We start from the raw sequence: 20,911 nt of genomic DNA on the forward strand, positions 1-20,911 counted from the left end.
TCTCCCGTGATCACGCGGTAAACAAATCTGGACGACGGTCGGTCAAAGGTGCCGCCTGCTGGTAGGCGTAACCTGCCTGTAATACCAACGCGTCGTTGAAACGTGCGCCCACCAGCTGCAGGCCCATTGGCAGGCCTTTGCTGTCAAAGCCACAGGGCACCGACAGCCCCGGCTGACCGGTCATGTTGAAGGGGTAGGTAAAGGGCGTCCAGGTTGGCCAGCGCGTGCTGGGCCAATCTTCCGGCACTTCGCGTCCGGTCTTGAAGGCCGTGATCGGTAACGTCGGTGTCAGCAGCAGGTCGTACTTCTGATGGAATCCGGCCATGCGCTCACGCAGCGCCATCGACTCGTTCACCGCCCCCATGTAGTCCAGCATGCTCAGACGCGACGCTTTTTCTGCCACCTTGACCAGCTCCGGATCCATCACCGCACGTTTCTTGCTACCCAGATCGCGGATAGCATTGGCCGCGCCACCGTAGAACAGGTGGCCAAACGCAGCCAGCGGATCGCTGAAACCGGGATCAACCCGCACCACCTGAGCGCCAAGCGACTCAAATACTTTGGCTGCCTCGGCCACAGAGGCTTCCACTTCCTTGTCTACATCCACGTAACCCAGATTGGGGCTATAGGCGATTTTCAGGCCCTTCACACCGTCTTTAAGCTTGGCCAGGTAATCGATATGGCGACGTGGTACCGCATTGGTGTCGCGGTAGTCGGCCTCACTCAGCACATTCATCAGCAGCGCGCAGTCTTCCACTGTCCAGGTCATGGGACCGGCATGAGCCAGCGTGCCGAACGGGCTGGATGGCCAGTGTGGTACTTCACCAAAGGAAGGTTTCAGGCCGACGACGCCGCAGAACGCGGCGGGAATGCGAATTGAGCCGCCGGCATCGGTACCCAGTGCCAGCGGCGCCATACCCAGTGCCACCGCTACACCGCTGCCACCGCTCGACCCGCCGGAGGTGGTATCCGGGTTCCAGGGATTATTGGTGACCCCGTTTACCGGATTGTCGGTTACGCCCTTCCAGCCCAGTTCGGGTGTGGTGGTCTTGCCAATAGGGACATAACCGTGACGCGCCAGCGCGGCAGTACAGGGAGCAGATTTACCCAGCGTGCTTTTCGCGTCGACGGTATTCGAGCCTTTGATGGTCGGCCACATGGGCGTCAGAAATACATCCTTGACCGCGACGGGCACGCCATCGAGCAGGCCATGCGCCTCGCCGCGCTGATAGCGTTGCTCTGACTCGCGGGCAAAGCCGATGGACGTCTCACGATCAACGAGGCAGAAGCCGTTGGTGTGCTTATCCAGCCTCTCGATCTGATCCAGCATCGCAGTGGTGACCTCAACCGGGGACAACTGCTTATCGGCATAATGCTCCCGAAGTTGTACTGCGGTCATCGTAAGAATGTCCTGGGACATACCCTCCTCCTTAGGTGTAAAAACAACGTTGAAAAACTGAACGGGCGCCACGCCCGGCTTTCAGTTTTTCCCTTTATCGACCTGATTAAACAGACTCTCATCTGCCAGCCAATGTGTCAGGTTTGCCATGAACTGTTCGCCCAGCGCACGGCGCCAGCCCACAAAATCGCCTGCCATGTGGGCCGACATCATCACGTTGGGCATATCCCACAGCGGATGATTCTCCGGCAGCGGCTCGGGCTCGAATACATCCAGCGCCGCGCCGGCAATCACTTCCTGCTGCAACGCGTCGACCAGATCATCAGTTACCACCACAGCGCCCCGGCCGACGTTGACCAGCACCGCCTGCGGCTTCATCTGCGCCAGCGTCTGGCGGTTGATCAGACCCTCTGTTGTGGGCGTCAGCGGCGCGGTAACAATGACATAGTCGGCGTCAGGCAGGTATTGTTCGAGGTCAGCATTGGCCACTATCTGTTTGAAATAAGGTGCTTCCCGTGCGCTGCGGGCCACACCGGTAACGTCCAGGCCCAGCGCATCGAGCAGGCGTGCGACCTCGCTGCCAATGGAACCGGCGCCGATAATCAGCGCCTGCTTGCCGCTAATGAGCCGGGTTTCCCGGTGCCGCCATGCGTGCGCTTGCTGGTGCCGTAAATTGCCGAGGGTATCCTTGGCAAACAGCAGCACGGCGCCGAGCACATATTCGGCTATGCCCAGATCAAACACCCCGCGTGCGTTGGTCAGCTGCAAATCACTTGCCACCAGTGCCGGGAATAACAGCGCATCGACGCCGGCGCTGGTGGCGTGTACCCATTTGATGCTGTGCTGTGCCGGCCAGCAGCGTTCCAGCAGACCGGTTCGGAAATCGGTAACCACCAGGATATCGGTCTGCGGCAGCTGCGCGCGCAGCTCGGCTTCAGCGCTGACGGTGGTCAGCTCAACACCCTTGGGCAATGATTCAAGGCCCGGCAAATTTGCCTCGCCGGGCGCAAGCAGTACCAGAATACGGGTCACCCGGCCACCTCCTGCAGTGCCTTGCCAAAGCGTGAAACGGCGTCGTCAATTTCGCTCTCCGACACTGTCAGTGGTGGCAGCCAGCGGACAATCTGGCCATCGGTGCCACAACGCAGCAATAGCAGACCATGGGCTTCGGCGGCGGCGCTGAGCCTGGCCGCGAGATCAGCTCTGGGTGTGCGGTGATTGTCAGCAATCTCCATGCCCAGCATCAGACCTTTGCCGCGAATCGCGTCGATAAAGTCATAGCGTTGTTGCAGCTCGTGCAGCTGGTTCAACAGACGATCACCCTGCTTTGCAGCATTGGCCACCAGTTGCTCCTCGTCGAACACCTCCAGGGTTGCCAGGGCGGCGGCGCAGGCTACCGCGTTGGCGCCGTAGGTGCCGCCCTGAGAGCCAGGCATGCCTTTGTTCATCAACGCTTCCGGCGCTGCGATGGCTGACAGCGGGAAACCGCTGGCCAGGCCCTTGGCGGTAATCACTACGTCGGGCTGTACGTCAAAATAGTCATGACTCCAGAACTTGCCGGTACGACCGTACCCGGCCTGAATCTCATCGCAGATAAACAGGATGCCATGCTGTTTGCAGCGCTCGGCCAGCCCCTGCATGAATGCTTTGTTGGCAGGATAATAACCAAACTCACCCTGCACCGGTTCGATCATCATGGCAGCGGTGTCGCTGGGCGCCGACTGCGTTTTCATGATGTGATCCAGCTCGTGCAAGGCAAAATCAGTCGCCTGTTCTTCTGTCCAGCCGTGACGATACGGGTGCGGAAAAGGCGATATCACCACACCTGCCATCATTGGATGAAAGCCGGTACGTACTTTGGTGCTGGAAGTGGTCAATGAGGCCGCGCCCATGGTGCGGCCATGGAAGCCACCATCAAAAACGATGATATTGGCCCGACCGGTGGCATGGCGCGCCAATCGCAGGGCGGCCTCTACCGCTTCGGAGCCCGAATTGGTAAAAGCCAGCGAATCGATGGGGCCAGGCATACGTTCGGCCAGCCGGTCAGACAGCTCCAGCATGGGCTGATGACTCACCGTGGTGTATTGCGCGTGAACAATTTTGCCCACCTGCTCACGTGCAGCCGCCACTACTTTGGGATGGCAATGTCCGGTGCTGGTAACCCCAATGCCCGAAGTGAAGTCCAGATAGCGTTTGCCGTTGACGTCAAACAGCCAACTGCCTTCGCCGCGATCAACACACACTTTACTGGCTTGTTTCAGCAACGGTGATAGATGACTCATAGTCTGTCTCCTGTCCTTTCAGCGGGCATCGCGCCCACCCGTGCCCGAAAATCCGATAGGCCAGCCACTTCGCCATGCAGGTCCTGACACTGCCAAAGGCGATTACAGCTCGGCGATGACGCCGGCAGTAATCTCCTGACAAGTTCGCCGCGCCCCTGCGAGCGTCACCAGGTCTTTGGCGACGGCCAGGCGCAGGCGCTCGGCAGCCTGTATGCAGCCTACCCAGTCCAGCATCATGGCTGTGGTAAGCAGCATGGCAGCAGGATTGGCTTTCCCCTGGCCGGCGATATCCGGCGCGCTGCCATGTGTTGGTTCAAACAGCGCCGGCATGTCCCGGCTGTCCGGGTTAATATTGCTTGACGGTGCCAGCCCCAAACCGCCTGACAGCACTGCGGCCAGATCCGTCAATATGTCGCCATGCAAGTTACTCGCCACCACAACATCAAAGTCCCATGGGCTCTGTACAAATTTCATGCAGGCGGCGTCGACCAGTTCATGATGAACGCCTATTTGCGGGAACTCAGTAGCGATTTCAGCAAACACTTCGGTATACATATCGCCCCAAAAGGGCTGCGCATTGCGCTTGGTAATCAGGCATACCTGTGCACCAGCGTTGCCCTTTTCAGCACAAAAGAAAGCCTTCATGCCCTTTGGCCGCGCAGCCAGACGTTGCTGCGCCCGACGAAAGGCGTGGCGAATGAGCCGCTCGGTGCCGTGCCGGGTGAACACTTCCAGCTGCGTCGCCACTTCCTGGTCAGTGCCGCGATTCAGGCGCCCGCCCTGGTTAACGTACTCCCCCTCGCTATTTTCGCGAATTACCAGCATATCGACGCCTGCTGCACGCGGGTCGGCCAGGTATTGCGGCGCGCCCGGCAATAATCTGGCGGGTCGCTCGCAAGCCCAGAGTTGCAACCCCTTGCGAAAAGTCAGCAGCGGCGCCAGCGAAATACTGTCGGGCAACCGGTAACGCTGAGCATCACTGATCGGGCCAGGATCACCCAGGGCGCCCATCAGCAGCGCGTCGTAGCGCTGTACCTGCTGTAGCGCATCCTTCGGCATCATCTCGCCGTGTGCCTGATGCCAAGCGGTACTGGGCCATGGCAGCGTTTCCCAGTCGAGCGGCAATGGTTCAATCTCATGCAATGCCTGCAACACCGAATCGGCCGACGCCATGACCTCGTGACCGATACCGTCGCCCGGCATCAGTGCGATTTTCTTGTGTGCAGCCTGTTCGACCATGGGCTTATTCTGTCCCCATGCACAGGTATTTGATTTCCATGTACTCTTCGATGCCGTGGCTGGAGCCCTCGCGGCCCAGGCCTGACTCCTTGACACCACCGAACGGCGCCGCAGCATTGGACACCGCGCCTTCGTTGACGCCAATGATGCCGGCTTCCAGCGCATCGGCGACGCGCCATACGCGATGAATGTTGGTGCTATAGAAATACGCCGCCAGGCCATAGGGCGTGTCGTTGGCGATCTCGATGGCTTCTTCTTCGCTATCAAATTTGATAACAGCAGCCAGCGGACCGAAGGTCTCGTCGTCGCACAGTTGCATGTCGCGGGTGACACCGGTGACCAGAACTGGCTCCACGAAATTGCCGTTGTCGCCTTTCGGGGCTGCGCCGGCAACATGTCTGGCACCTTTGTCCAGAGCATCCTGGAAATGGTCCTGCACCTTTTCAACGGCGGCACGGTTTATCAAGGCCGATTGGGTAACGCCCTCGGCAAAACCATCACCCAATTTTAGTTTGGCCATCGCTGCGGAGAGCTTTTCAACAAAACGGTCATGGATACCGGACTGCACCAGAAAGCGGTTGGCGCACACACAGGTCTGCCCGGTGTTGCGGAACTTGCAGATCATTGCCCCTTCTACCGCACGATCCAGATCAGCGTCATCAAACACCAGGAAAGGTGCGTTACCGCCCAGTTCCAGCGACACCTTCTGAATATGTTGTGCACACTGCGCCATAAGCTGGCTACCCACATTCGTCGAACCGGTAAAGCTGAGCTTGCGTACAATCGGGCTGCCAGTCAGCACATCACTGATCAGCGATGCCTTGCCTGTCACCACGTTGAAAACACCTGCCGGAATACCTGCTTCATCGGCCAGTTCGGCCAGCGCCAGCGCAGTGTAGGGTGTGGCGCTCGCCGGCTTGACGATCATTGAGCAGCCTGCCGCCAAAGCCGCACCCGCCTTGCGGGTAATCATCGCAGCGGGGAAATTCCAGGGCGTGATCGCGGCGGTCACGCCGATGGCCTGCTTGGTTACGACAATGTGCTGACCCGGCTTGGCTCCGGGAATGGTTTCACCGTAAACCCGGCGCGCTTCCTCAGCAAACCAGCGAATGAAAGACGCTGCGTATTCCACCTCGCCGCGTGACTCGCCCAGAGGTTTACCCTGCTCCAGCGTCATCAGGCTGGCGATGTCTTCCTTGTGCTGCAGAATCAGGTCATTCCAGCGCAACAGCAGATCGGCGCGCTCCTGTGCAGTTTTTTTACGCCAAACCCTGAAGCCGGCGTCTGCCTGCTTGATGGCATCCTTTAATTGCGCCTCACCGAGTACCGGCACAGTACCCAATATGTCACCATTGGCCGGGTTATCCACCTCAATGGTGCTGCCATCACTGGCCTCCACCCACTGACCGCCGACGTAACATTGCTGGCGAAATAAACGTTTGGTTTTAAGTCGGGTTACAGACATGGACAAATTCCTCCAAAACAGTCTTAAGCAAGATCCGGTCAGTTGTGTCTGATGCAATGCGCTGCCATTTAAAAACGCACGACAGGGTCGGTCACCGCAGGCATCAAACCTTGACCCCCTACCCTAGGCTGAATCGGCGGCAGAAGCAAACCGCTCAACCACAGCAAAGGCCAGCCGACGTTTGGGGGTAGCTGTGTAAAGGATCTGTGCAAAGGTTCTGTGTAAAGGACGAACAAGGGCTATCCCCGGGATTTAGCATGCCGTACCCGGTCTGCTCCGGTTAAATCATCATCGTATTCTGGAACGCGGTGAGGCTGATGCCTTTGTGAACGCCAAGCTGTATGCTTTAATGAAGATCTTACCGGACCCGTTTCCAGCAGGGCATGATCATGCCGAAGGAAAGCAATACCGGAACTTCGCAGCTGTCAGGATCGACAGCGTCACTACAGGCATCGTCGCCAAGGCCCTTGCTTGCAGCCTTAATATTGTCTGCGATTTTACATGCGGCGCTGCTGGCAGGTACTTTGCTGACGCCTGCCGCTCCCTCACCCGCGTCCGACGGCACCACAGCGGCGCTGGAAGTCGCATTGCTGGGTACGGTAAGCGACCCGGTGCGCGATAGTGCTGATGACGCTGCGGCGGGTGCCCCGGCAGACACCGGCTACGACGGGGCAAACACGCAGGCGGTTGCTCCCGCTCCGCTTCCCGCAGCCCGGCAAGCACCCGGGATAGCCACCAGAACACCTGTTGTAGTAACCAGGGCTGACGCTGCGAACCGGCTTGACGTAGCCCAGGCAGCAGTTGACCTGAAGGTATCGGCCAGCATCGAGCCCTGGCGGCCGCAGAACCTGGCGCTGGCCTGGCAGGAACAGGAAAGCACGATGCTGCGCGAGCGCGTTGCGCAGTGGCTGGAGGATCCGGAGCAACTCCTGAATCAGCCAGAGCCGCTTCGCTGGCAACATGATGGCAGGCAGTATCAGGCAGCGGTCCGACATTTGCCGGCCGGATCAGCCACCGCAATGGAGCGCGCCGTGGTGGAGATAAGCACCGAATACGACGGTCGGCAGGTTCACAGCTCCATTCAGTTGCAGCGCCTGCCCTTCTCTCACTACGCACAATTTATCGACAGTTGGGATCCGGATGTCACTCTATCCGAAGACATCGTCACTGGCCGTTTTCACTCCAACACTGCCATCAATATCAGTACCGAACGCGGGGCTGCGCCGCAATTCCGGGGGCCTGTCAGCATTGCCACCTCGCTGACCTGGGCTGGCGCTTACCTTGCTGCCGGCATGTTTGCAGATGGCTTGGAACTGCAGGCCGGGCGCATTGATCTGCCGACTATGACAATGCCCTTGTTTGCTGCAGAGGTAAACCCGAACGACTCCGGGGGGCAACGATCAGAACCGCACTATTTTGACCGGGCCAGTTGGATCACCTTTCATGCCACGGGAGAGTACAGCTGGAAACACAGCCCCGATGGACCTGTACAGGGGCATCGCACTACAAGTGCCGGCACGGTTTATCTGATTGCCAATGACGGCGTCAACCTGTCAGTCCAGGGTCAATTGTCGGGACAGGTCGTGGTTTACTCCCCCTATCGAATCAGCATTACCGGCCACCTGCGCTATGCAGATAATCCGCAGGATTCAGCAGATTCGCCGGACCTTCTCAGTCTAATCAGTGACCATACCATTCAGATCGAAACACCGAGCGTGACCGGGCCCGGTGATCTGCATATACAGGCAGCCATCTATGCGGGCAGACGCTTCAGCGTTCGGCAGTTTCGCGCGCGCAATAATGGCATGCTGTATATTTATGGCAGTGTCGTGGCGGGTTCAATGTCTGCGACCGAACCCAGATACGCGACACGCATAGAATTCGATCACCGGCTCGATTCCATTCGTGCGCCCGGCTTCCCCATGACCGATCGTTACGCCCTGGAGTCACAGGATCCCCACTGGCGCGTTGCCAGATAACGGGCCCGTAACACTCAATACAGACGGCGCATCTCCGCAAGGCGTCCGGCACAAGCGCTGGCGTTATCCAGTACCGTAATACACTGCGCAAGCCTCGCCATCGCCTGCTGACGGTCCTCATCCAGCCAGTCCTGATTAGCCCAGTTGAGGTATGCCGAGGCAAGGTTTTCCCGGATCACCGTTTCGTCTTCACTGCCCAGATCAAGTGCCAGGTAGTCCTCGTAACGGGCAACCACATCAGGCCAGTCTCCCATCGCCCAATGCGCCGCGGCCCAGTCGGAATACAGCCGGGTCATTGCTGTGATGCAGGCAGCGGTAAGTGCACAGTCCGGTTCCAGACCGGCGAAGGCCTGGCGGGCCCGGGCAAACGCCTGCTGCTCAACCAATTGCTGTGCATAACGATCCAGCGCCAGGTACAGGTTATTGCGAATTGCAGCCGCATTCGGCAAGTCATCGCCAAGTGCCTCCAGATTCGAGCGCGCCAGTGTCATCCCAGCCGCGGGATTATTGCCAAGCACGGCGGTATTGGCGTGCCCCGCTTGCAACCAGGCCAGGAGACTGCGGAATTCGGCATCCGCTTCAGCTGTGCCTGTTGCCAACGCCTCCATGGCCTGCAGGTAGGGTGCGAGATGCTGAAACATTCGCGTCAGCGTGTGCATTTCGTTTTGCGCGGAAAGATACTGCAGTTCACGGGTATAATAGATCAGCCGGTTCTTTTGTGCTGCATGGTTATCTGGTCGCAGGTAACTGTGTATTTCGGCAAGTCGCATACGATCACGGTAACTCATTCGCTCTGCCCCGGTATGCTGATGCCACATATTCTCCAGGCCAAGCTCTCTCGCTGTCACGATCTGCCGGGCCAGGTAATCCTCGTATGTCGGCACCTCCAGATCGCGTGCAACGAACCAGTCATTGTCATCATTATTATAGAACTCTGCGTCGTGAATCAGGCCGTAACCATTGATCGCAGTGGTTTCCACCTCTACCAGGTCTCCATCCGGCAGGTGCAGTTGGACAAATGCATGCGACGGCAGCAGCACACCGCTGGCCTGCAAGCCGAAGTGCTCGGCAAGGACAATATACAACAGGGAGGAGCTGATGCAGTTATACACCCCATGCGAAAGTACCCGGGTCAACCGGCTTTGCGCGGCATCGTAGGCGGCCAGGATGTCTGCATCGGCGCCTTCCATGTCGGCAAAGAAATATTCGTGCATACCATGTAGCAGCAGCTCACCTTTTTCCGCAGCACCAGTGATCCCCGCCAGGCGTGACTCCAGGCGAGACACGCCGCGGTCGAAAAGTGCGCGATAGTAGGCAAATTCGGTATCGCTCCTGACGTCACCGGAAGCCAGGAGGTACAGAGCCAGACGTGTGGCAGCGTCATTTTCACGACGAACGGCATCTGAGTTATTAGCCAGCGTTCTCAGTTCAAAGGCAGTCAACGAGCTCCACACAGGATGGGTGGTATGACCAAAATCAGAGCGATCAAAATCCTGATCAGGGCCATACTCAGGCTCGTTTGCGTGCCCCTGTTCTGCGGCAGTTGTTAGAAGGCTGAATGCGAGCCCGATCACCAGCAGGACAGGCATCGTCAGTTTCCGTGCCAGTGCAGACAAAACAACCCGTCTATCGTTCTCCTGAACCCGGGAGAAAGGTGTATCTGGCACGGCATGCATGGTTACTGTTCCTTGGTGTCACTCCCGGATGGGCGGGTAAAGCGGTCATTGAGCTTCTGTACCAGAATATCGGCGCTGGCAATCAGTTTGTCCAGCTTGCGTTGTGTGCGGCCGGACCAGCCATGCGGATGTTCCGCAGACATATGTTTTGACCAGGACTCAAGGTTCCTCTCAAATGCCATCGACAGCCGTTTACCGTCTTTGCCCGGACGACCGTCGCGCTGCAGCTTACGCAATACCGAACGTCCTGCCAGCTGACGAAGGTATGCGTAAAGAATGCCCAACACCACAACCACGGTGCCACCCGCCAGTAGTTGCAGCGCTGGCGCGAGACCCGCCATCGGTGTGAACATGAAACCATCCCAGGTGTCCGAGCTCAGGCTCCAGTACGCAAACCCAATGATGATGGCAGCGAACACCACACCGTTTAACCTGCGCGCGCGCTTGAACCACAACCGACGGGCGTCGATCAATTCGGGGATCAACACATCACGCAGATGTTTGCCGCTCTGCTCAAGCAGACCTGTGATGCGATAAGCCCGGTCGACGTCCAGTTGCTCTATCCGGCTTTTGATGTCACCGAGGTCTTCGTCTCGCTTTGCTCGCATTCGATCGAGAATCTGTTGATCCGCAATGGGTGCTGCCGCAGATTCTGAATAAATACGGTAGAAACGTCCGGCGGTCAGGCCGGACTGTGCCATTGCCCGTTGCCAGGCGGCTACAACTTCTTCCGGATTATCCTCGCGCACCGTATTATCAATCTGATTGAGGATATAGAGGAATTTGTCGGAGTCCTGACGGTTGATGGTGTTGGCCACCAGATGCTCCAGCGTGTCTGTCATGGCGCCTGGTTCGGGATGACGGGCATCAAAGAATACCAGCACCAGATCGGACAGACCCATGATGTGATCGGTAATCAGCAGGGTCGCATTGCGCTGTTTGTCGGCATCAAATCCTGGCGAGTCAATCAGGATTTTTCCTTTTAACACATCCGCATTGCAGGTTTTCAGCTGCAGGTAGGAGTCGATCCGCTTGCCTTCGCCTTCGGCACCGGACTCAATCTCCTGGCTGATCTGATAAAAGGGAAAGCGCGGATCGCTGTCCAGCGCCAAGCCGGGCAATTGCTTGGGTTCTTCATTACTGCCGTAGCTGATGACGGTAAACTTGTCGTCCACCGCCTGATTGCCGGTGCGTTGCAGGGACTGTCCGAGATACTCATTCAGGAAGGTGGATTTGCCTGCGGAGAATGTCCCCAGCACGGCCACGACCGGCCACCAGGCAATCTGTATTGCGTAGGAGTCATCAGCATTCATGAAGCCCAGTTTGCGAGCCACCGCATCAAGTTCCTGGAAATATTCCACCACTTCGGCCAGTGATGGGTTCTCCTGCTCAAGATGGGATTTCAGGCGTTTGATACGTTCCTCAGTTGCTGTCTTGGCCACGTTACTTCCTCATAGCATTTGTCGTATAGGTTCCAGCATCAAGCCCGGCGGACAGCCAGTGCCTGTGCACATCATTATTTTATTGCCTGGCTTGCCGGTGTAAACGGCATCAGCGACGGGCAAGCCATCAGGCGACTACAGTCGATCATTGCTGTCAGTCCGGGCCGGATCGGGCTTTGTGCCGGATCCGGCCAGGCGGCGAAATATGGATTGGCGCACCGTCTTCAACAGCAGTATACGAATTGAATAGGCCAACACCAGCCCCATCACAATGGAGAACAACATACCCAGGCCGACACGGAACATCAGTGCGGTAAAGAATGCGGTCATGCCTGCGGTGGCTATTTCTTCAAGATGATCTTTGATCCAGAGCCATGATTGCTGATTTGCCATAACAGATAGTGCCTGCTCGTTCCCGGTGAATATAACGTTGAGTATCCCATATCTGGCGCATATCTGCATTGAAGGCCGGAAGCTGATGGGGGCTGGCGGGTTCAGTACGAGATACTGCCCTTTGTGAGGTCTTGTCAGGGAGCATCGCAAGCTCAGACGGCTTGGCGTTGGCATGACTGCCGGAGACTTCGATAAATGGCGGAGGGGCAGGATTGATTTAACAGCTTTTTGGGCTGTTAAACCCTTCGGGCTTCGCGCTGGCGCGCTCGTCTCAACTTGCTATGCAAGTTGTCGAACCCTGTAACGGGTTCACATCCCTGCCCGCTTCGAACGGTTGGGGATTCTATTGGAGTTGGGGTTGGCATGACTGCCAGAGACTTCGATAAATGGCGGAGGGGCAGGATTGATTTAACAGCCTTTTGGGCTGTTAAACCCTTCGGGCTTCGCGCTGACGCGCTCGTCTCAACTTGCTGCACAAGTTGTCGAACCCTGTAACGGGTTCACATCCCTGCCCGCTTCGAACGGTTGGGGATTCTATTAGAGTTGGGGGTGGCATGACTGCCGGAGACTTCGATAAATGGCGGAGGGGCAGGGATTCGAACCCTGGGTAGGTTATTAGCCTACGCCGGTTTTCAAGACCGGTGCATTCAACCGCTCTGCCACCCCTCCGCAGCGCGAAGCGGCATGTTACTATAATTTTGTCATCAGTCAACTATTGATTGCCAGGCTGGCGACAACCGGCGCATCTTCGTCCGATATTCATTGATTTCGCCGGGCTGACCGGTATGATTATGGCTTGAAAGATTACGGTGACGTTACCGATCTTTATCACAGAAGATGTAACACCCATCCGGGTGTTACTGGATGTTTAGCCGGAGGTTTACCTGTATGAGTCAGTACCAAGTCAATGCCACGCGGACCGGCGAGTCTGCGGTTGTAGTTAACAAGGTTCTCAAGAACACCTATCTGTTACTGGCATTAACGCTGGCATTCAGCGCCTTGACTGCAAGCTTAGCCATGGCCAGCAACGCAGCACCCGTCAACATCTTTGTGATGCTGATCGGCTTTTATGGTCTGTTGTTCGCTACCCACAAGCTGGCGAACAGCGCCTGGGGTCTGCTAGCTGTGTTCGCCCTCACCGGTTTCATGGGTTACACTCTGGGACCGATTCTCAGTTATTACATGGCGACCTCAAATGGTAGCCAGCTGGTAATGACAGCGCTGGGCGGCACCGCATTCATATTCTTTGGCCTTTCCGGCTATGCTCTGGTGTCGCGCAAGGACTTCTCCTTCCTCAGCGGCTTCATGATGGCCGGTTTTCTGGTTATCGTAGCGGCATTTATCGCCAATCTGTTTCTGCAGATTCCTGCGCTGCAACTGGCGTTGTCAGCTGCGTTCATGCTGTTCTCCAGTGCAGCAATCCTGATGCAGACGGGTGCGATCATCAACGGTGGCGAGCGCAATTACATTCTGGCTACGGTCACGCTGTATGTGTCGTTATACAATATCTTCATCAGCCTGCTGAACCTGCTGACGGCGTTTGGCGGCGAAGAGTAAACCTTCGTCAGTCAGCATTGCCCAAAAAAGCCCCGGCATCGTCCGGGGCTTTTTTGTTTCCGGCGGGCAGTTTGCGGCATAATGGCGGTATTGCGACTCTATCAGGACTCAAAGGACAAATAAGGTGATTATCAGCTTGGTCATTCATGCCGCGCCCGGAACCAGTCAGGGTGCACAAACGGCGCTGACGTTCTGCCAGGCCGCACTGGATGCCGGGCATCAGATCTATCGTCTGTTTTTTTACGAAGATGGTGTACACAACGCCCACGCACTGGCCGTGTGGCCACAGGACGAGCGTGACCTGAACGCGGCATGGGCAACCCTGATCCGGGACCATAGGCTGGATGCCGTGGTTTGTGTGGCTTCGGCATTGAAGCGTGGGGTTCTGAACACGGACGAGGCTGCGCGATATGAAAAAAACGCAGCCAGTCTGGAGCCGTCCTTCGAAATCTCCGGCCTGGGCCAGTGGGTTGACGCCTGTCTGCACTCGGACCGCGTTGTCAGTTTCGGAGTCTAGAGCATCATGAAAACCCTGACCTTTCTCGCCCGCAGTGGCCCTTACGGCAGCAGCAAAGCCAAAGCCCTGCTTGATATGGTGCTGTCAGCAGCCGTGTTTGAACAAAAAATTCAGTACATCTTTCTGGATGATGGCGTGTATCAGCTATTGTCCGACCAGGATTCGGCACAGCTTGGTGCCAAAAACGTCAGTGCCGCTCTGCCCGCGCTGGACCTGTACGGCGTTGACAGGATTTATCTGGATACGGAATCATTGCAGGCGCGCGGGCTGCAGTCACGGCAACTGTTGATACCGGCGCAACCCTGCAACAGTGATGAGATCAGATCACTGATTGCGGACTCGGATATGGTATTCAGCCTGTGAGCACCCTGCATATTGTCAGCAAAAGCCCGTTTCGTACCGATGCGCTGCAAAGATGCCTGTCGCTGGTCGCGCCAGGTGACAGTATCATCCTGATAGAAGACGGCGTGCTGGCCGTCAACCTGTCGATACTGGGCGAGCGGATTTCCGGCACCGACGTTAGCTGCTTTGCCTTGGCCGGGGATCTGATCGCACGCAGTCTGACGACTGCCGGAACTGAGATTCAGCAGGCCGATGCTGCCAGCTTTGTTGCGCTGGTCTGTGAGCACAGGAACAGTATTTCTTATGGGTAGGCCCGCTCTTACGCTGCCTCATGGACGTCATGTTGCGCTGGATAAGGACGGCTATCTGGCCCGCCTGAGTGACTGGGACATTGAGGTTGCTGCCGCGCTTGCACATCAGGAAGGCATGACGCTGACACCGGCACACTGGGATGTCATCAATCTGGTTCGGCAGTTCTATCAGGAGTTCGGTCTCTCGCCGGCCACCCGGGCTCTGGTAAAATACACCGGCCAGCATCTGGGCGCAGAGAAAGGTAAAAGCCTGTATCTGATGACACTGTTTGGCGGCAAGCCGGCGTTAACAATCAGCCGCCTGGCTGGTCTGCCCCGCCCGGCGAATTGCTTCTGATGCATGCGTTGGTTTATGCCTAGTGTGACTGAATCTGTTATGCTTCGCGCCTTGCAGGCTGAACATCAATTCTTATCAAGGTCATCTTTTATATGCGTCCTGCCGACAGTGTTCTAGCGGTCAACAACGACCTCCCCATCCGGACCCGGCAAGCGGTTCATAGCGGCAAAGTGCGCTCGGTATACTGGTTGACGGAAGAAGACAGCGCCCGGCTGATTCGTGAGCGCAATTACCCGGTCCTGCCGGATGCGCCGCTGGCCATCATGGTAATCAGCGACCGGCTGTCAGCATTCGATTGTGTCTGGCACGCTGAGGGCGGCATGGCCGGTGTACCGGGTAAAGGCGCGGCGCTGAACGCCATCGCCAGCCACTGGTTTGAGCTTTTCCGCAAAGAGGGTCTGGCTGACAGTCATATTCTGGATATTCCCCACCCCTTCGTATGGATTGTACAAAAAGCCCGCCCCGTGATGATTGAGGCAATCTGTCGCCAGTACATCACCGGCTCCATGTGGCGAGCTTACAGTAACGGTGAACGCGAATTCTGCGGTATCACCCTGCCCGATAACCTGCACAAGGACCAGCGCTTGCCGGAATTGCTGATGACGCCTTCCACCAAAGGCATTCTGCGAGGCATACCAGGCGTGCCGGAGGCTGACGACGTCAATATCAGCCGTCAGGACATACTCGACAATTATGCCGCCTTCAACTTTCGCTCGGCAGATGATGTTTCCCAATATGAGAAACTGCTGCGTGATGGTTTTGCGGTTATCAGTCAATCACTGACGAAGCTGGACCAGGTGTTTGTGGATACCAAATTCGAATTTGGTTACGTCAGTGATCAGACGGGTGTCGAGAAACTGATTTACATGGATGAGGTCGGCACGCCGGACTCATCGCGGATCTGGGATGGCCCGGCGTATCGCAACGGCCGGATTGTGGAGCAATCGAAGGAGGCTTTCCGGCAGTTCCTGCTGCAGTATTTCCCCGATCCAGATATTCTGCTGAATAAAAATCGTATGCCGGAGCGCATTGCTCTGGCCCGCGACAATGCCCTGCCGCTCGATGCCCTGATGCAGGTGTCAGCAACCTACGTTGGTATGGCCGAAAAGATAACCGATCAGAAAATCCGGCTGCCCGATAACCCCAAAGCCGAAATCATCGACATTCTGCACCAGCAATACGGGCTGATAGACCCGGCGCAACTCAGCTAACAGGAGTCATCAATGAAGGATTCAATACACGATTTGCTGCCCGAACTGTGTGATCATTTCCCCGATCAGGTCAAGGTTGCCGAAGCCATGTTTATCAACTTTGGTGGTCGCGAGGCGTTCGGTGGTGAAATCGTCACTGTGAAAGCCTGCGAGGACAACTCTCTGGTCAGGGAGCAGCTTGGTAAATCGGGTGTGGGTAAAGTGCTGGTGGTGGATGGTGCCGGTTCCATGCGTCGCGCCATGCTGGGTGACATGATTGCCGAGTCGGCAGTCGATCATGGCTGGGAAGGCGTCATCGTATATGGCTGTATCCGCGACGTTAACGCCATCAGCCAGCTTGATCTGGGTGTGCAGGCATTGGGCGTACATCCCTTAAAAAGCGTGCGTAAAGGTGTCGGCGAATTGAATGTTGAGGTCAGTTTTGCCGGCATCACATTTGTGCCGGGTCAGTATGTTTATGGTGACAACAATGGGTTGTTGGTGTGCGCGCAGCAACTTGTGCTGCCGGGTTTACACTAGAATGAGTCGGATCCTGTCATGAAAACGCCAGCACGATTACAGCCATTGATGGATGACGGCCTGATTGACGAGGTCGTCAGTCAGTTGATGAGCGGCAAGGAAGCACAGGTTTATGTTGTGCGATGCGGCTCCAAGCTGCGCTGCGCCAAAATCTACAAGGAAGCCAATAACCGCAGTTTCAAGCAGGCGGCGACCTATCAGGAGGGCCGCAAGGTGCGCAACAGCCGCGATGCCCGCGCTATGGGCCGCCGCAGCAAATATGGTCAGCGCGGCCATGAAGAAGCCTGGCTAAATGCGGAAGTCGATGCCTTGCGCCGGCTGCACCTGGCAAATGTGCGTGTTCCCAGAACGCATGGTTTTGTCGATGGTGTGTTGCTGATGGATATGATTGTCGATGCTGAAGGAGATGTCGCACCGCGGCTTAATGATGTCGAGTTGACACATGAACAGGCTCTGCTCCACCACGCGCGTATTATGGATGATGTGGTGAAAATGCTGAGCGCCGGACTTATTCACGGTGATCTGTCTGAATTCAACGTTTTGCTGGCGGATGATGGTCCGGTAATCATTGATTTACCCCAGGCAGTCAATGCCGCCGGTAATAACAACGCGGCGTCCATGCTGATCCGTGATGTTGAGAACATGACACGCTATTTTGGTCGTTTCGCTCCCGAGCTGCTCAATACCTACTACGGCCCGGAAATCTGGGATCTGTATGAGCGCGGACGGCTACGTCCAGGTGTGGTATTGACCGGCCAGTTTGAGCGTCGCGCGGAAAATGCCAATATTGATGAAATCCTGATGGTCATTGAGCACGCCCGTGCCGAGGCCCAGGAAGCTGAAGAACGTCGTCTGGCCGCTGAATCCGGTGATGATGAGTAATACCGGAACTACTCCGGTGACGTCCCTGCGACGTAGTGAGATTCTGCGTCGTGCCTGGCCGGTCATGCTGGCCAATGCCTCCGTCCCCCTGCTCGGCTTGTCCGACACTGCCGTCATTGGTAATACCGGTTCGCTATCAGCACTGGGTGCGATCGCGTTCGGCGCTATCATCTTCAGTTTTGTCTATTGGGGTTTTGGTTTTCTGCGTATGGGCACAACCGGCTTCACCGCGCAGGCCGTGGGTGCCGGAGACGAAGCCGAAGTGCGTACCGTGCTATGGCGGGCACTACTGCTGGCGGTTGCTTTAGGTCTGACGCTGATTGTCCTGCAGGCCCCCATCAGCGCTGTATCGCTGTCCCTGATGAACGGCAGTGACAGCGTCGATGTGCTGACACAAGGCTATATCGCCATCCGCATCTGGGGCGCTCCCGCGGCTTTGGCGCTGTTCGCGCTGATGGGATGTCTGATTGGTCTGGGTCACAGTAAAACCCTGCTACTGGTACAGGTATTCCTGAATGGTGTGAATATCGCTCTGGACATCTGGTTTGCCGGCGTTCTCGGCATGGGTGTTGAAGGCATAGCGTTGGGTACTGTGGTGGCAGAATGGAGCAGTGTCGGTCTCGGCCTGTTTCTGGTGCTGCGAATTCTGCGTCAGCGTCATGTCGATGCAGAAGCCTTCATTCCCTTACCCCGTCTGCGTGACTGGGTCCGGCTGCGACACACGTTAAGCGTCAACAGCCACATCATGATCCGCACGCTGTTACTGGTGTTCAGTTTCGCCTGGTTTGTGCGGCAAAGTGCGCAGTTCGGGGATGATGTATTGGCCGCCAATCATATTTTATTACAATTGATTTCCTTTTCAGCGTTTTTCCTCGACGCCTATGCTTATGTGACTGAGGCGCTTGTGGGCGAGGCCGCCGGCGCCAACAATGTGCAGCGTTTCGATGATGCCGTGCGCAAAAGCAGTGAACTGGCGCTGGCGTCTGCTGCAGTGCTGGCGGCGATAATTCTGTTTGGTGGCGACTACGCAGCACAGTTATTGAGTGCACATGAACAGGTCAGGTATCAGGTGTCTCAGGTATTGCCGTGGGCATCGCTTTATGTGCTGTTGGCGGTGGTAGCGTTCCAGCTTGACGGTATATTCATCGGTACCACGCGTACACGCGAAATGCGTAATGCGGCCATGTTCGGTACAGCAATATTCTTGCCGCTGAGCTTGCTGGCGATCCTTGTCGCTGGCATCCATGGTTTGTGGTTGTCGTTTGTCACCTACGTATGCCTGCGCGCGATCTTCCTGTTGATCTATCTGCCCGGCTTGCGACGTGCGCTAGATACGGCGTCGAACTCAATCGTTAGCCCGGATCAGTCGCGGTAACCAGCGCAGGTAGACGATCATGCCAAACAATTCGACCAGTGACTGCAATACTATGACCACAACTGCCAGGTGCCAGGCCTCCGGCAATGACAGCGCCAGTGGCAGCATGACAAATGAGTTGCGCGTGCCCAGGCTGTAGGTCAGCGTTCGCCCGACAGGCACACTGAGCCTGAATTGCGCACTTAGCCACCTGCCAGTAAAGGCGGCAGTGACCAGGAAAAGTACAAAGACCAGCAACACTGACCACAGATGAGCGCCATACGCGAGCACCACGCTAACCTGCGAACCCGCGATCAGAAATACCACCAGGGTCAACAATGGCACAGGCAGCAAACCTGCCAATGTAACCAGTTTCCTGGCCGCCTGTTGCCGTTGCGAAAACCACTCGGTTAACCAGGCCAATATCAGTGGCGTGACTATCAGGCCGATGAATGCCGGCAGCATATAGCTGCTGATTGCCAGTTCAAGTACCTGGTCACCCATAAAAAGCCAGATATAGAAAGGCAGCAGGACCAGCTGCGCGAGTAGCAGCACCGGTGTCGCGGCGATGGCTTTGACACTGTCGCCGCCACCAAGGTGAGTGAAACTGATAAACCAGTCCGTGCAGGGCACCGTCAGTACCAGGAGTACGCCGAGACGGATCGCAGCGTCATCCGGCAATAACAGCAGCAGCGCGCCAACCACCAGCGGCATCAGGATAAAATTACCCGTCAGCAAGGCGATCAGGAAACGTCGGTCGCGAAATGCTGATGGCAGATGGGGCAATGGTATCTGGGTAAACGTGGTGTACAGCAAACAACCAAGCACAGGCCAGAGTAGCAGCTCCCAATATCGGGTCTGCGCCGGCAAGGCCCAGCCGATGGTCATGCCAAGTAAAATGGCAACCAGATAGAACCAGACCTGTTGTTGCTCCAGAGTTTGACGCATAGGGTTATGTTCAAGCCTCGTCAGCATCTGCCAGGGTGAATTCCCCGTCAGCTTAGATGACAGCTACGCCGCTGCTGCTAATCTGTTTTAGTTGCAGTATTTTTTAGCTCCGCAAGTGCTATTTATCCGTGTCCATAAATCTCGGCATCGCGGTGCCTGTGGTCCGGGTGTTCAAATTCCAGTGTCGAGTGACGTATAGCGAAGTCCGCCTGCAAAACCATCTTTATTCTGTGCTTGATATCCTCAAACTGATCCCAGGCGCCGGTGTCGATGACCACATGGGCGTCCAGCGAGGCCTCATGCTCATCCATCTGCCAACAATGCACATGATGAACATCAATAACGCCGTCGATTCCCTTCAGCGCCAGAATGACGGCATCGGTATCAATATTCAAGGGACTGCCCAGCATCAGTGTTTTGATGGTTCCCCCGATTTCTGTCAGGCCCAGGTAGAGAATATAGCCTGCAATGCCGATGGTGATGGCAGGATCGACCCAGCGCAGGTCGTAGAGCAGAATAAGAGCACCGCCGGTGATTACGGCGACGGACGCGAGTGCATCGGAAAGATTGTGCAGGAACAGCGCGCGAATGTTGACGCTGTCTTTCTGCATTGAGTACGTGAGCAAGGCTGTGAGTGTATCGACGGCCAATGCAATAGCGCCCAGCCAGACGACCCACCAGCCTTTGATTTGTGGCGGATCAATGAGCCGCATTCCGCCTTCATAGATCAGGTAGAAACCGACAATGATCAGGGTCGTGTAGTTGATGAGGGCCGCAACCACCTCAATTCGCTTGTAGCCAAAGGTCATACTGGCGTCAGCGGGACGGCGCGAGATTTTCCGGGCAGCGAATGCGATAACCAGTGACGCCATATCTGAAAAGTTGTGCAGGGCGTCGGCGATCAGAGCCAGGCTGCCGGCAAAGATGCCGCCCGCGATCTGCGCCAGGGTCAGAATGGCATTGGCCCAGATGGCGATGGCAACGCGCTTGTCCTTCGATTCGGGAGACATGTCATCGTGTTCGTGACCCACTGCGTACACCTCGGCTGGTTCGCTGGT

The 20,911-nt window shown here is 56.7% G+C and carries 20 protein-coding genes and 1 tRNA gene; 10 read left to right on the top strand and 11 right to left on the bottom strand.

The window, feature by feature from the left end; translation table 11 throughout:
* Window positions 1-10 precede the first annotated feature (10 nt).
* The 5 genes from ENH71_RS12050 to ENH71_RS12070 form a co-directional block, all read right to left on the bottom strand.
* Window positions 11-1,420, bottom strand: coding sequence for an amidase (locus ENH71_RS12050; RefSeq protein ID WP_294129893.1), 1,410 nt, complete (start codon window positions 1,418-1,420; stop codon window positions 11-13).
* 60 nt (window positions 1,421-1,480) lie between these two features.
* Window positions 1,481-2,431 (bottom strand): D-2-hydroxyacid dehydrogenase, encoded by a 951-nt coding sequence (locus tag ENH71_RS12055; protein ID WP_294129892.1) that lies wholly within the window; start codon window positions 2,429-2,431, stop codon window positions 1,481-1,483.
* A complete protein-coding gene (locus ENH71_RS12060) occupies window positions 2,428-3,681 on the bottom strand; it encodes an aspartate aminotransferase family protein (protein ID WP_294129891.1) in 1,254 nt (417 codons plus the stop codon). The genes ENH71_RS12055 and ENH71_RS12060 overlap by 4 nt, the downstream gene beginning before the upstream one ends.
* Before the next feature lie 102 nt (window positions 3,682-3,783).
* Window positions 3,784-4,920, bottom strand: a complete 1,137-nt coding sequence (locus ENH71_RS12065; RefSeq protein ID WP_294129889.1) for an isocitrate/isopropylmalate dehydrogenase family protein — start codon at window positions 4,918-4,920, stop codon at window positions 3,784-3,786.
* 4 nt (window positions 4,921-4,924) lie between these two features.
* Window positions 4,925-6,385, bottom strand: a complete 1,461-nt coding sequence (locus ENH71_RS12070; protein ID WP_294129887.1) for an NAD-dependent succinate-semialdehyde dehydrogenase — start codon at window positions 6,383-6,385, stop codon at window positions 4,925-4,927.
* 485 nt (window positions 6,386-6,870) lie between these two features.
* On the opposite strand from ENH71_RS12070, the gene ENH71_RS12075 reads away from it, so the two are divergent.
* Entirely contained in the window at window positions 6,871-8,364 is a 1,494-nt protein-coding gene (locus ENH71_RS12075; RefSeq protein WP_294129886.1) for a hypothetical protein, read from the top strand.
* A gap of 14 nt (window positions 8,365-8,378) precedes the next feature.
* On the opposite strand, the gene ENH71_RS12080 is transcribed toward ENH71_RS12075, so the two are convergent.
* The 4 genes from ENH71_RS12080 to ENH71_RS12095 form a co-directional block, all read right to left on the bottom strand.
* Window positions 8,379-10,040, bottom strand: coding sequence for a transglutaminase family protein (locus ENH71_RS12080; protein ID WP_294137845.1), 1,662 nt, complete (start codon window positions 10,038-10,040; stop codon window positions 8,379-8,381).
* A gap of 2 nt (window positions 10,041-10,042) precedes the next feature.
* Complete coding sequence (locus ENH71_RS12085; RefSeq protein ID WP_294129884.1) at window positions 10,043-11,482, bottom strand: dynamin family protein; 1,440 nt, start codon at window positions 11,480-11,482, stop codon at window positions 10,043-10,045.
* Window positions 11,483-11,617: 135 nt separating this feature from the next.
* The gene (locus ENH71_RS12090) at window positions 11,618-11,875 is read right to left on the bottom strand and encodes a hypothetical protein (RefSeq protein WP_294129883.1); all 258 of its coding nucleotides are present in this window, start codon (window positions 11,873-11,875) and stop codon (window positions 11,618-11,620) included.
* A gap of 578 nt (window positions 11,876-12,453) precedes the next feature.
* Window positions 12,454-12,544, bottom strand: a tRNA-Ser gene (locus ENH71_RS12095).
* Between the two features lie 219 nt (window positions 12,545-12,763).
* On the opposite strand from ENH71_RS12095, the gene ENH71_RS12100 reads away from it, so the two are divergent.
* The 9 genes from ENH71_RS12100 to ENH71_RS12140 all read left to right on the top strand — a co-directional run bounded on the left by ENH71_RS12100 (window position 12,764) and on the right by ENH71_RS12140 (window position 18,926).
* Complete coding sequence (locus ENH71_RS12100) at window positions 12,764-13,432, top strand: Bax inhibitor-1/YccA family protein (protein WP_294129882.1); 669 nt, start codon at window positions 12,764-12,766, stop codon at window positions 13,430-13,432.
* Window positions 13,433-13,556: 124 nt separating this feature from the next.
* The gene (gene tusD / locus ENH71_RS12105; RefSeq protein WP_294129881.1) at window positions 13,557-13,949 is read left to right on the top strand and encodes a sulfurtransferase complex subunit TusD; all 393 of its coding nucleotides are present in this window, start codon (window positions 13,557-13,559) and stop codon (window positions 13,947-13,949) included.
* A gap of 6 nt (window positions 13,950-13,955) precedes the next feature.
* Window positions 13,956-14,312 (top strand): sulfurtransferase complex subunit TusC, encoded by a 357-nt coding sequence (gene tusC, locus ENH71_RS12110; RefSeq protein ID WP_294129879.1) that lies wholly within the window; start codon window positions 13,956-13,958, stop codon window positions 14,310-14,312.
* On the top strand, window positions 14,309-14,602 hold the full coding sequence (gene tusB / locus ENH71_RS12115; protein ID WP_294129878.1) for a sulfurtransferase complex subunit TusB: 294 nt from the start codon (window positions 14,309-14,311) through the stop codon (window positions 14,600-14,602). The genes tusC and tusB overlap by 4 nt, the downstream gene beginning before the upstream one ends.
* Entirely contained in the window at window positions 14,595-14,939 is a 345-nt protein-coding gene (locus tag ENH71_RS12120; RefSeq protein ID WP_294129876.1) for a TusE/DsrC/DsvC family sulfur relay protein, read from the top strand. Before tusB ends, ENH71_RS12120 begins: the two co-directional genes overlap by 8 nt.
* Window positions 14,940-15,031: 92 nt before the next feature.
* Window positions 15,032-16,150: a phosphoribosylaminoimidazolesuccinocarboxamide synthase gene (locus ENH71_RS12125; RefSeq protein WP_294129874.1), complete on the top strand. Its 1,119-nt coding sequence runs from the start codon at window positions 15,032-15,034 to the stop codon at window positions 16,148-16,150.
* Window positions 16,151-16,162: 12 nt separating this feature from the next.
* Entirely contained in the window at window positions 16,163-16,669 is a 507-nt protein-coding gene (locus ENH71_RS12130; RefSeq protein WP_294129872.1) for a putative 4-hydroxy-4-methyl-2-oxoglutarate aldolase, read from the top strand.
* Window positions 16,670-16,687: 18 nt separating this feature from the next.
* Window positions 16,688-17,551, top strand: coding sequence for a PA4780 family RIO1-like protein kinase (locus ENH71_RS12135; RefSeq protein ID WP_294129871.1), 864 nt, complete (start codon window positions 16,688-16,690; stop codon window positions 17,549-17,551).
* Window positions 17,490-18,926 carry an MATE family efflux transporter gene (locus ENH71_RS12140; RefSeq protein ID WP_294129869.1) on the top strand — a complete coding sequence of 479 codons (1,437 nt, stop codon included), beginning with the start codon at window positions 17,490-17,492 and terminating at the stop codon, window positions 18,924-18,926. Before ENH71_RS12135 ends, ENH71_RS12140 begins: the two co-directional genes overlap by 62 nt.
* Here ENH71_RS12140 and ENH71_RS12145 read toward each other — a convergent pair.
* Window positions 18,897-19,853 carry an arsenic resistance protein gene (locus ENH71_RS12145; protein WP_294129867.1) on the bottom strand — a complete coding sequence of 319 codons (957 nt, stop codon included), beginning with the start codon at window positions 19,851-19,853 and terminating at the stop codon, window positions 18,897-18,899. The two genes, ENH71_RS12140 and ENH71_RS12145, sit on opposite strands and share 30 nt — an antisense overlap.
* A 122-nt stretch (window positions 19,854-19,975) precedes the next feature.
* Window positions 19,976-20,884, bottom strand: a complete 909-nt coding sequence (locus ENH71_RS12150; RefSeq protein WP_317622329.1) for a cation diffusion facilitator family transporter — start codon at window positions 20,882-20,884, stop codon at window positions 19,976-19,978.
* Between the last annotated feature and the right edge of the window lie 27 nt (window positions 20,885-20,911).

This window comes from Pseudohongiella sp. (assembly GCF_011050365.1).
In the GTDB taxonomy this organism is placed as follows: domain Bacteria; phylum Pseudomonadota; class Gammaproteobacteria; order Pseudomonadales; family Pseudohongiellaceae; genus Pseudohongiella.

Bases quoted from the DNA above. Each gene is read 5' to 3' on its own strand.
- ENH71_RS12050 (WP_294129893.1), bottom strand. From the start codon at position 1,420: ATGTCCCAGGACATTCTTACGATGACCGCAGTACAACTTCGGGAGCAT.
- ENH71_RS12060 (WP_294129891.1), bottom strand. From the start codon at position 3,681: ATGAGTCATCTATCACCGTTGCTGAAACAAGCCAGTAAAGTGTGTGTT.
- ENH71_RS12065 (WP_294129889.1), bottom strand. From the start codon at position 4,920: ATGGTCGAACAGGCTGCACACAAGAAAATCGCACTGATGCCGGGCGAC.
- ENH71_RS12070 (WP_294129887.1), bottom strand. From the start codon at position 6,385: ATGTCTGTAACCCGACTTAAAACCAAACGTTTATTTCGCCAGCAATGT.
- ENH71_RS12080 (WP_294137845.1), bottom strand. From the start codon at position 10,040: ATGCATGCCGTGCCAGATACACCTTTCTCCCGGGTTCAGGAGAACGAT.
- ENH71_RS12090 (WP_294129883.1), bottom strand. From the start codon at position 11,875: ATGGCAAATCAGCAATCATGGCTCTGGATCAAAGATCATCTTGAAGAA.
- ENH71_RS12100 (WP_294129882.1), top strand. From the start codon at position 12,764: ATGAGTCAGTACCAAGTCAATGCCACGCGGACCGGCGAGTCTGCGGTT.
- tusC (WP_294129879.1), top strand. From the start codon at position 13,956: ATGAAAACCCTGACCTTTCTCGCCCGCAGTGGCCCTTACGGCAGCAGC.
- ENH71_RS12120 (WP_294129876.1), top strand. From the start codon at position 14,595: ATGGGTAGGCCCGCTCTTACGCTGCCTCATGGACGTCATGTTGCGCTG.
- ENH71_RS12125 (WP_294129874.1), top strand. From the start codon at position 15,032: ATGCGTCCTGCCGACAGTGTTCTAGCGGTCAACAACGACCTCCCCATC.
- ENH71_RS12130 (WP_294129872.1), top strand. From the start codon at position 16,163: ATGAAGGATTCAATACACGATTTGCTGCCCGAACTGTGTGATCATTTC.
- ENH71_RS12135 (WP_294129871.1), top strand. From the start codon at position 16,688: ATGAAAACGCCAGCACGATTACAGCCATTGATGGATGACGGCCTGATT.
- ENH71_RS12145 (WP_294129867.1), bottom strand. From the start codon at position 19,853: ATGCGTCAAACTCTGGAGCAACAACAGGTCTGGTTCTATCTGGTTGCC.